Annotated in this window: 6 protein-coding genes; 1 reads left to right on the top strand and 5 read right to left on the bottom strand. The window is 42.7% G+C overall.

Features of this window, described 5'->3' with window-relative positions:
* Positions 1-78: 78 nt before the first annotated feature.
* A complete protein-coding gene (locus BZG81_RS12610; protein ID WP_077677548.1) occupies positions 79-2,859 on the bottom strand; it encodes a glycoside hydrolase family 3 protein in 2,781 nt (926 codons plus the stop codon).
* 238 nt (positions 2,860-3,097) lie between these two features.
* On the opposite strand from BZG81_RS12610, the gene BZG81_RS12605 reads away from it, so the two are divergent.
* The gene (locus BZG81_RS12605; RefSeq protein ID WP_077677547.1) at positions 3,098-3,988 is read left to right on the top strand and encodes a helix-turn-helix domain-containing protein; all 891 of its coding nucleotides are present in this window, start codon (positions 3,098-3,100) and stop codon (positions 3,986-3,988) included.
* 153 nt (positions 3,989-4,141) lie between these two features.
* Here BZG81_RS12605 and BZG81_RS12600 read toward each other — a convergent pair whose 3' ends face one another.
* The 4 genes from BZG81_RS12600 to BZG81_RS12585 are packed head-to-tail and all read right to left on the bottom strand — an operon-like array spanning position 4,142 to position 9,648.
* Positions 4,142-5,023, bottom strand: coding sequence for a DUF7281 domain-containing protein (locus BZG81_RS12600; RefSeq protein WP_077677546.1), 882 nt, complete (start codon positions 5,021-5,023; stop codon positions 4,142-4,144).
* Positions 5,020-7,812, bottom strand: coding sequence for a hypothetical protein (locus tag BZG81_RS12595; RefSeq protein WP_077677545.1), 2,793 nt, complete (start codon positions 7,810-7,812; stop codon positions 5,020-5,022). The genes BZG81_RS12600 and BZG81_RS12595 overlap by 4 nt, the downstream gene beginning before the upstream one ends.
* Positions 7,806-8,381, bottom strand: coding sequence for a condensin complex protein MksE (locus tag BZG81_RS12590; protein WP_077677544.1), 576 nt, complete (start codon positions 8,379-8,381; stop codon positions 7,806-7,808). Before BZG81_RS12590 ends, BZG81_RS12595 begins: the two co-directional genes overlap by 7 nt.
* On the bottom strand, positions 8,371-9,648 hold the full coding sequence (locus BZG81_RS12585; RefSeq protein ID WP_077661305.1) for a hypothetical protein: 1,278 nt from the start codon (positions 9,646-9,648) through the stop codon (positions 8,371-8,373). Before BZG81_RS12585 ends, BZG81_RS12590 begins: the two co-directional genes overlap by 11 nt.
* Positions 9,649-9,787 lie beyond the last annotated feature (139 nt).

The following is a 9,787-nucleotide window of genomic DNA, read 5'->3' as shown; positions in this document are numbered from 1 at the left end:
GTTAAAATACTCTACTTTATTGATATAAGCGCCTGATAAGATACGAAGTATTCATAAAAATATATACTTACCGTCCTTTCAATTATAACATTTTTGTGCAGACACCTTTTCTAGCTCAAGGCCAGGTTTAACAAAACTTATACCTAACATGTAATAACCTCGGTCTAACTTTATTTTGCTTCCTTCAACTTCAACTAAATTACCATTGGTTCCATTCAGAGATAGAGTCATACAGAATTGATCATTAATAAATAAACTACATGATGATTGAGCTAAAGCGCCTCTCTGATAGCTCATTAAGCTATTAAACTGATAGGTGCTGGGTTCTGTCACCTCAACTGCTATTAAGATATCTTTTTTTGTATTGAGGACGATATCATTTTCAATGGAATAAATAGGTTCTGTTGGTGGCTTTGTTAAAGCGGGAATTGATTTGATTGGGTCATAAGCTTGCAAAGGGCGATCCATAACAGGTGAACCTATGATAAAACGACAAATATTTATTGCACTTCGCTGTAACTCACCTATTGTAAGCGTACCTTTTTCCAGCGCAATAAGTGTATCATCTCCCATAACGTTACGCTCCGCGCCATCATTACTCACCACCATGTACAGGTCGTTTTGTGCGCGGATCATAAATGAGGTATTAGTTTTTTCTGCTTTTCCTGCATAGATCGGATGGTTCATTTTCGCCCACCAATCAGTCATCACTATACCTGTATAGCCCCACTCATTTCGTAGAATGGTAGTGTTCAGGTCATAGTTTGATGCTGCCCAATAGCTATTAATCGGGTTATAAGAAGTCATAATACTTGATACTTCACCAAACTTTACCGTTATTTCAAAAGGTTTTATGTGAATGTCTCTTAATGCTCGTTCAGATACAATGCTATCAACATCTGTGCGTGCAGTTTCCTGATCATTTGCTGCGTAATGTTTTATAGTACCTGTAACTCCAGCCTTTTTAAGACCTCGAGTTTGAGCTGCTGCTAATAAGCCAGTTATTAAAGGATCTTCAGAGAAGTATTCAAAGTTTCGTCCATTCAACGGATTACGGTGGATATTAATGCCAGGACCGAGAAGAGTATCAATTTGGTTTGCACGGAGCTCTTGACCTACCAGATACAATAGTACCTCATTAAGTGCGGTGTTCCATGTACATCCGAGTAGGGTCCCAATTGGTATTTGAGTTGCTTTATGACCGCTATCCATACGAATTCCAGAAGGTCCATCGGCCGCTGCAGCTACTGGAATACCCATTTCAAATAGACTATCACATACACCACCAAAAGCAGCTGCAGTTCCTGGCGTCACCTTTGGACTACACATTCCCTCACCACGAACAATAGTCGCAAGCTGACTTAGAGTCATTTGGGCCACAAAAGTCTCTAAACTTGCCTTATTTTGCTTAACATCATTAAGCTTGATACCACGATCACCTGTAATTTCATAACTTTTTGGTGTATTAAGCTGTATTCGCTTATCCAAATCAACTGTACGTTGAGGTACAGCTTCATAACTAACTTGAAAGTCACATTTACCGTTTACTTTCCTCGGTTTTAGACGCTCGAAGGATCGAACTGGAGCACAGGCCTCATTTAATCTATCAATCACAAGTAACGCATTTAAATCAAATTTGGCTTCGATTAGTTTGGCTTCACGAACGCTACCCCCTAACATAAACTGGTATGTACCCGCTTCCAAGACATTACAATTACGATGTCCCGTCACACCAGTATCATCATAAGATGCCAGTGTGCTAATTGGAATACTGATCTGGACTTCTTCGCTTTCTCCTGGTTGGATCAGTGGAGTTTTACAAAATCCGGCAAGTATTCTAGATGGCTGACCAAGACTACCTTGAGGCATCTCTACATATAACTGAACTACCTCCTTACTCGGATGTATGTGACCACTGTTTGTTATTTTTATATCAAAATAAAGTTGAATATCTGTATCTTTCCCACAGCTTTCAAAAGCGACTAGTTCACGGTGGAAGTTTGTGTATGATAGACCAGCACCAAATTCAAACTGCACTGATTCGGGACTAAAAGTTTCAAAATAACGGTAGCCAACATAAATATCTTCAGCATAGATATTATAATCTTTCCGACCAAAGTTAGAAGAGGAAGGATAATCCCAGATGCTATATGCAATAGTGTCTGTTAATCGCCCGCTTGGTGACTGTAATCCTGAAACAATATCAGCAAGTCCATGACCACTTTCCATGCCAGCAGCCCAACTATAGATTACGGATTTAATAGACTTAGCATTTTCAATAGTATTTAACCAAGCCATATCCATAATATTAGTTACATTCATAACCACGATCACATTGTTAAAATGACAATTAACTTTAGTAATCATATCGATCTCATCKGTAGTAAGGTAATAGCTACCCTTTTCCAATGAATTATCTTTATCTTCTCCCGCCGTGCGCCCTATAAAAATCATGGCTYTGTTAGATTTCGCGGCCGCATCTTTAACTAATTCATCTTGCAGTGGCATCTCTTTTTGAAACCACGGCTCCGCCGCCCAGCCACCACCACCATCATCAAATGGATGATTAGAGATCCATTCCTGGTAAATCGAAATTAGTTCTTCATTTAAGTGGATTCTATCATTGGCCCTCAGCCCCTCTAGTACATTAACCGCGTACGGAACATTTACTGCTCCGCCTGATCCTGTTCCGCTACGATAAGTATCAATTTGGCAACGGCCAAAGAGAGAGACGGTATCTTGTGTATTTATAGGTAATACATTACCGTCATTTTTCAATAGGACTATCCCTTCAGCCGCTGCCTGGCGACTAACAGATACTAGGTCTTTTTGCGCCTGGATGATTTTTTTACTTTCCATATAGGCCTCCAATAGTCAATTTTTAGATTTATCCTAATATTCATGATTTTAGGTTACATGATCATGTAGAGTCAGGTACCAGATACATCATGTTCATCACCTCAATTGGGATACGAGGCATACAGGTATTCCCCATTTAGTAAAGTTGAATAGTATTCGTTTTTTTCTTCAGAAATAGTATGATTAAAAGTATCCTTGTTCTACCAAAATCACGCCATAAAAAGGGATTATTACGACAATGAGCATAACCTACAATCTACACTTACATCAGAAGCACGATCATGTTAAATTTGCTTACGTTGACGGACACCACCTACATGATTTTGCAGAGCATAAACACGATTTCTCCGAACTTTTTCTAGTTATCAGTGGTAGCGGTAAACATTCTGTCGCTGGATATGAGTACTCTCTTAATAAGGGAGACGTATTTGTGATTAATGGCGACGTAGAGCATGGCTTTCGAGATGTCAATCAACTAAAAGTAATTAACTTGATGTTTGACCAAAAAATTCCTTTTTTTGAGACTCCGTCCATTAGACAACTGTCCGGATATCAAGCTATGTTCAAAATCGAACCACTAGCGCGTCAAACAACAGATTATCAAGCCAAACTTACGCTCGAAAGCAGTCAGTTATCTTTTGTAAAAAAGATACTTAGAGAGGTAAAGATAGAATATTATGAGTCAAAATCTGGATTCGAGGTTATGCTCACTAGTTTAATGCAACAATTAGTAGTTACTCTAGCTCGTCAGTACCAAAGACAAAGCAATGAGCTTCCACAAACGACATTAGCTCTTAGTCGTGCGCTCATTTTTATTGAGCAAAACTTCAATAAGGTAAGTATAAGTAGTACTGAAATAGCTAAAGCAGCATTTATCAGCCGAAGGCAATTAGAGAGACTATTTCGTGATTTTTTGGGTAAGTCGCCTAATAATTATCTACGTGAGTTACAGTTGAACTTCGCAGCAAAACTTCTATGTGAAGAAAGCCAACGATCCATACAGTATATATCAGAACAATGTGGATTTAGAGACAGTAACTATTTTTCAAAGTGTTTCAAGAGCAAGTTTAACTATAGCCCTAGAGTTTATCGAAACCAATTATTAAATGTATCCGTCAACGTATATTAATCATAAGAAAGATCTGCGTCTGACATCTTAAATCTAGGTTATAATGAAAATAGACAATTAAAAGCTACCGGCTGTTACATCACGCTATAACATATGAGTGATAAGTATATAATTTACCGGGCTGTAGCAGTTGGTAAGCTTATTATAGCGCTGCTACCGTTCATTCAACCAAATCACCTCTTGCTCCAAAGCTAAGCCATGCTTCTTCATTTCCGTCACCAACTCTCGTAACTCTGATGACTGTACTAAAAGCTTTTGGCTGTTGCGCTCGAACGAGAAAAAGTCCCGGGCGGTGTCAACCCAAAGCTGGTTTTGTCCATAACGCAACAAAAACGCCTTCCAATTCGGCATCATCCAAAACTCTGCTCTTTCTGTGAGCTTCTCTTTGAGGCGGCGGTAGTTATTCAGCCCTACTCCATCATAGTCAGCAAAGAAGTAGACTATCGGTGCCCTTTCAGGCACCGATAACCAATCAATTAGTTTGTTGTGTAGCTGCCCGCGGTACCAAATAACGGTAGTAGGTTCGTTATTTGGCAACCAATCTAGTCTGTCAAATAGCGCTTGATTCTCTACCAGCCAAATGGAATGTTCTGTGTGAAGATGTCTATTTCGCTCTCCGCCCACCTCAAGCGACAAGACACCAAACGCTTCTGTGGCTGCATTTAAGTGCTCGGTTGGCACGCCGGAAACGTCCCACAAAGGGTTCGCAACCGTTTTAGCCAGAGCGTACGTGACATCGTGACCTGCGTATCCTTGTTTGCTGCTGCGTGTCGAAGCTATGTTTGCCGATCGTTGCGGTACACTGGAAGATACACGTTGGTCGGGGGCCAACCGTTCAAGTTCAACGGTGGCTACATCCATATCTTGAATTCGATAAACAACACCACGGCCTTTAGGCGTAATTTGCACACACCGCGTTTTGTGATTGAACGCTTCAAGCTGCTTCTTTTGAGACGGTGTCATTGTACTTCCGGCAACGGAATCAGGGTAAACCTCAACGAGTCGCGAGAGTGCTTTCACCAACGCCTGGCTCATAGCGATGGCTCTGCATATGATTGGGGCAGCTCTTGACTCTCTAGTGGTTCGAAAATCTGCCAGCTATTTCGACTAATATGATTTTTGCCATTGGCTTGGTGAATTGGCACACAATAACGCGCGGTGGTTAAGGGGGCTGGTGAGGCAAATATCAAGGCAAAACCGAATTGATCCGCAATCTCTATCAAGCTCGTTTGGTTCTGGGTATCCAAAGCTGACGCTTCATCCAAATAACAGACTGCTTTCATTTGGTGGCGTTTATCTTGCATGAGGTACAACATCGCCAGACCCGTCACAAGCTTCGCCATCAATACGGTTCCGTTAGAGGCGGCACTATCAATTTCTTCAAATGACTCTTGCGGCTGGCCGTGCTTGGCAACGACAAATTCAAGCCGGAATAAGTCTGCTACTCTTAAACCTTGGCGAGCATTGCCTTCATCAATCAGCAGGCTCTTCGCGCGCTCTAAATCAGCATCATCGAGGATACTGCCCTGATCAAATAGCTCAAAACTTTGACCACTTTCAGTTTGCTCTGCTTGTTGGATCAGCACATTCATCGCATCAACAAGCAGACTTTGTTCGACTGGCTCAATTTTGAAAATTTTAAGATCTGACAGCTGCCTTTGGCTGATCAGGCGGTTGAATTCCTTCATCTTACTTTGCAATGCATATAAACCACTGCGCAGCTCTCTTAAACTGGCAGTGACGTTGACGACGGCCGATCGGGCCCGCCTTTCCAGTGCTTTTTTCTCATCGTCCAAACAATGATTGAATTGAATAATACCCTCTAATTCTTCATCTTGTGTTTGCGCCATCTGAAACTTCGTCAGCCCTTTTTGACCCAATTCATTTTTCATTTGGCGCAGTTCTTTTGATAGCTGATCAAGGGCTTTGCAATCTTCAATGTAGTCCTGAAGACGATCCGGAAGTGACGCCAAAGACCAATCATCCCCCGCTATCCAGGGCGAATGTGGCTGGTCAGAAAGTCCGCTAAATAGCGCTTGGTCATCTATTCTTTGTTTTTTTAGTTTTTCAACACTGCTCTCGTCTGAAGCCAGTTTATTAAGCTTATCCGCTACCTCACTTAATTGCCTTGAAAGATAGGCTTGCTTTTCTCCTGAGTTGTTAAGCGCATCGTTAATCGCTACTCGCTGTTTCTCAACAGCCTGTCTTTGCTCGATTCGCTGTGCTTGATTGTGTGTTAACTCTTGTAACTGTTGGAATTCTTTTAGCTGTTGTTCACACTGCCTAACAGCACTATTTAATTCGGCCTTTTTCCTCTCAGCCGCCTCTTGCTCTCTACTTGCTTGTAGTAATTCTTTGAGCTCGTTTATTTGCTCATTAACGCTACCAATTTCCTCCAAAACCTCTGACTCTGTTTTCTGCACATGCTGAGGCAATAGCTCATGAAGCGACAATGTTAAGCCGGGGAGCAAGCATTGCTGTGAGGACTCGCGATTAAAAACGCTTCGCAACTGCTCAGCATTAAGCGAGTACTGTGAGGGTGGCAGTTGCAGAACTTGTTGGCTGAGCACTTTGTTTAGATTATCTAACTCGTGTGTATTGAGCGTCTTAGAAAGGTGAAGGTATAAATTGTCATTTAGGGTTCGCTGTTGATACTGCAGCCGCTGGCGCTGCTGTTCTTTTTCTTGCAATTGTTTTCGAAGCATCTCGGAAGAGGAGCGCTGGGACTGAACACATAATGTGGCCTGCGCTTCATACTCTTTCTCGGCGGATCGTAACTGGCTCTCTAGGAATCCTTGATCCGGAATCAGGGCAAAACGCGCTTCCAGCTCTTGATGTTGCTTCTCCGTATGATCTAGCTTTGCCAGCTCATTGACTAAGTCTTGGCGTTTCCCTGCTTGAGCGATATCTTGCTCTCGAAGTTCACGTGAGGTTTGTTCAAGCTTAGCCTTTTGCTTAACTAGCTGTTCCCGCGTCGTTTGAACGTGACCATGCCAGTCTTTTAGCAACGCATCCACTTTCGGTTGGCATACGGCAATCTTTCCTCGTAAAGATAAGGTACGCTCAAACTTTTGCTCGAGTTGGTAAATCATCTTTTGATTATTGAAAGCGGCTAGGTACTGCTCGTGCTCTAAGTTAATGTCTTGAAACGCTTTTTCCCATTCCTGCTTAAAATCAATACTGGCGTTGGGTAGCTCTCGACTAAATATCGTTAACAAATATTCTTTCACATCACTAGAATTTAGTTTGTCGAGTCGCAGCGTCTTGGTGAGTACCTGCTGGAAGGAACGGGCATCGCTAATATGCTCAAGCTTAAATACGGTAAAGTCAATATCGCTCGTCTTCTTGCTTTTTGCACCGCCATAAATCAAGTGACGGAAGTCCCTCTCGTTATATCGATGGACGCTATATTTCTTTTTTGCTAAGTGACTGACAAGCTTTGGTTGGCTGACGATATTACCATCATCTAAACGATAATCGTCTAAATTCAACTCTCCCTTGTAGGCAAAGTACTCATAGTCATGGCCCACCCCTTTACCGACACACCCAAACACTACTGTGCCCGTTTGCGGTAGAATTACTTCTAGTAAGATATAGGCGCTGTTATTTGGGAAGTAAAAGCGACGCGTTTGATCTCGCGTGTGCGAGCCAAAATCCATTTTTCTCTGATCGATGATAAGTAGAAATTGAAGCGCATTGATAAGGCTTGTTTTGCCATGGTTATTGGGTGCGATTAATGATACAGAATCATCGAGAGGAAGTTCAGCGCGCTGGTATCCCGCACTGCCGATTAACGCTACACGTTGAAAGCCATAACTTAACATGATTCATCTTCCTCATAAGCCGTAGCCGCTATATCACTCTCAGATGCGTGCTCTGTAATTGCTTGGAAGTGATCAAGGTAGCGATATACCGACGGCAACAAACGCCAGTGATTGTTCTCTTGAACGGCAAAACCTTTTCGCACAGCGTTGTCGAGTATCTTTGCGAGTGCATCTCGGTCTAGCTCTTCTGCATCCAAAAGTCCTTGATGCTTTCCGTAAATGTCATCGAGTAAGGTGTTATCAATTGTCCATTGGTAAAACTGGCCAAGGGAGCGACCGCTATCCGCTTGATGATCAAATAGCACCATTAGCAATAACGCTAAATGACGCGATTGTTTATTGATGTTCTGATTACCTTCTTCATCATGAAACCAAGCAAAGCCGCGTCCATCAATGCGCAAATCAAAACCTAGGTTTGCAAATAGATACTGATACTGTTCTGCTTGCAGCTCAAGCTCATGCCATAGCGCGGCATCCGCCGAGCGGTTAAGGTGTCGTCCAGAGCTAAAAAGGTGAAATAACTCGGTCAAATATGCCAGTTCATTTAAATCGATTTTACTATTTCGCATGATCTATACCCTTTGCAGGAGTTGGATCAGTTAATGCCCTGATTTTATGGGGGTAATAAGTAACGGCGACGGTGTTTAACGCTGTAGTATTCGAGTGTGGCCCTAACGTGCTTTCCCATTGAGGCTCTTGCACAAGTTCATGGTAAAGTCTTAATAACGCTGCGTCCGATAAATGCGGATAGTGTTCCCTCAGCCATATCATAAGATTGTCAACCGGCAACGAATCGCTCAGCTTTTCTCTCAACCGCGCTTCATCCACCCAGCTGACCGTTGAACTCGTCGGTCCATCTCCTTCATCAGGGAAAACGACAGCAATAGGCTCAAAATTCATGAATTCAGCCATTAATTCGCGCACCTCATTGCCCAATTGAATTTTGGTGACACGGCTACTTGTCCACAAAGGTAGCCCCTTGGCGTTGAGCCCTCGCGCTAATCCCTTTTTACGAACTTGACTGAGCTGCTTACTAATCACCGCTGAAAGCTGGTTATGCTGTCTTGCTTCCTCACGTAATGGCAGCAAAGTATCAGCACATTGTTGAGCAATGACGCGTCCTTGATAACGAAGCTCTTTCACTTGATAAGCAATCTGGCGCATCGCCAGCCTTTGTTGATACAAAGCTCCACGTATCGAGAGTCGATCGACCGCATCATCCAGTGCTTCTTCTGCTTTTTCTAATAACGGGTAGAAGCTACCACCAAGGCCGCTGTCCATCATTTCGTTCATCGGCTCAACGTATTGATCGTACACTTCTAGGACTTCACGGTAACGACGCTCAATCGGCATACTGGTATCCGCCGATTTCGCTAATTCTGCTATTTCAAAAATTGCTTGTTTGTCTTGGATTAGCTGTTGGGTGATCTTTCTGACAAGCTCTGAGAGTCTGTTCGCGCCGGCACGCAGCAAATCATTGTCCGACCCATCTAGCCCTTCTAACACCTGGCTGGTGGCGTCTTTAATCGCGTCGACTCGCGCTCTAAGTACCGCTGATAAGCCAAGCTCATGCTCTTGCGTCAAGCCTCTCACAAAATCCACGACTAATGTATTTAGCTGATAGTCACTACTTCGGTTAATAGGTTGCAATATATCTGCATTAACAAGGCTAGTGAGTACAGTATTACTGTCTGTTTGCTTATTTTTGAATTGATTGATCACCTGCTCAAGTACTCTCAGCTCAAACGCTGGAAACTCTCGCGAAAGCCGCGTTAGCTGCTCAATAACCTCCCAATGTTGATGTAACTGAAAAATGAGACTTTTAGGTGCGACCATTTCACTCCCTTATTCAACGACTTGCCGGCTTTCATTCCGCCGAGACTATCTGCAGGTTTAACTATTTTTATGATGTCTCCTTAATAGCAGTAGGTAAACACTAAACGCATAAACATGTCGAATAACTAGACTAGGATCT

The sequence above is a fragment of the Salinivibrio sp. MA607 genome (genome assembly GCF_001996245.1).
In the GTDB taxonomy this organism is placed as follows: Bacteria; Pseudomonadota; Gammaproteobacteria; order Enterobacterales; family Vibrionaceae; genus Salinivibrio; species Salinivibrio costicola.
The sequence above is the reverse complement of the archived record's forward strand: the minus strand, read 5'-3'. Positions and strand labels throughout refer to the sequence as shown.

Coding starts and splice junctions, on each gene's coding strand:
- BZG81_RS12600 (WP_077677546.1), bottom strand. CDS start 5,023: ATGAGCCAGGCGTTGGTGAAAGCACTCTCGCGACTCGTTGAGGTTTAC.
- BZG81_RS12590 (WP_077677544.1), bottom strand. CDS start 8,381: ATGCGAAATAGTAAAATCGATTTAAATGAACTGGCATATTTGACCGAG.
- BZG81_RS12605 (WP_077677547.1), top strand. CDS start 3,098: ATGAGCATAACCTACAATCTACACTTACATCAGAAGCACGATCATGTT.
- BZG81_RS12595 (WP_077677545.1), bottom strand. CDS start 7,812: ATGTTAAGTTATGGCTTTCAACGTGTAGCGTTAATCGGCAGTGCGGGA.
- BZG81_RS12585 (WP_077661305.1), bottom strand. CDS start 9,648: ATGGTCGCACCTAAAAGTCTCATTTTTCAGTTACATCAACATTGGGAG.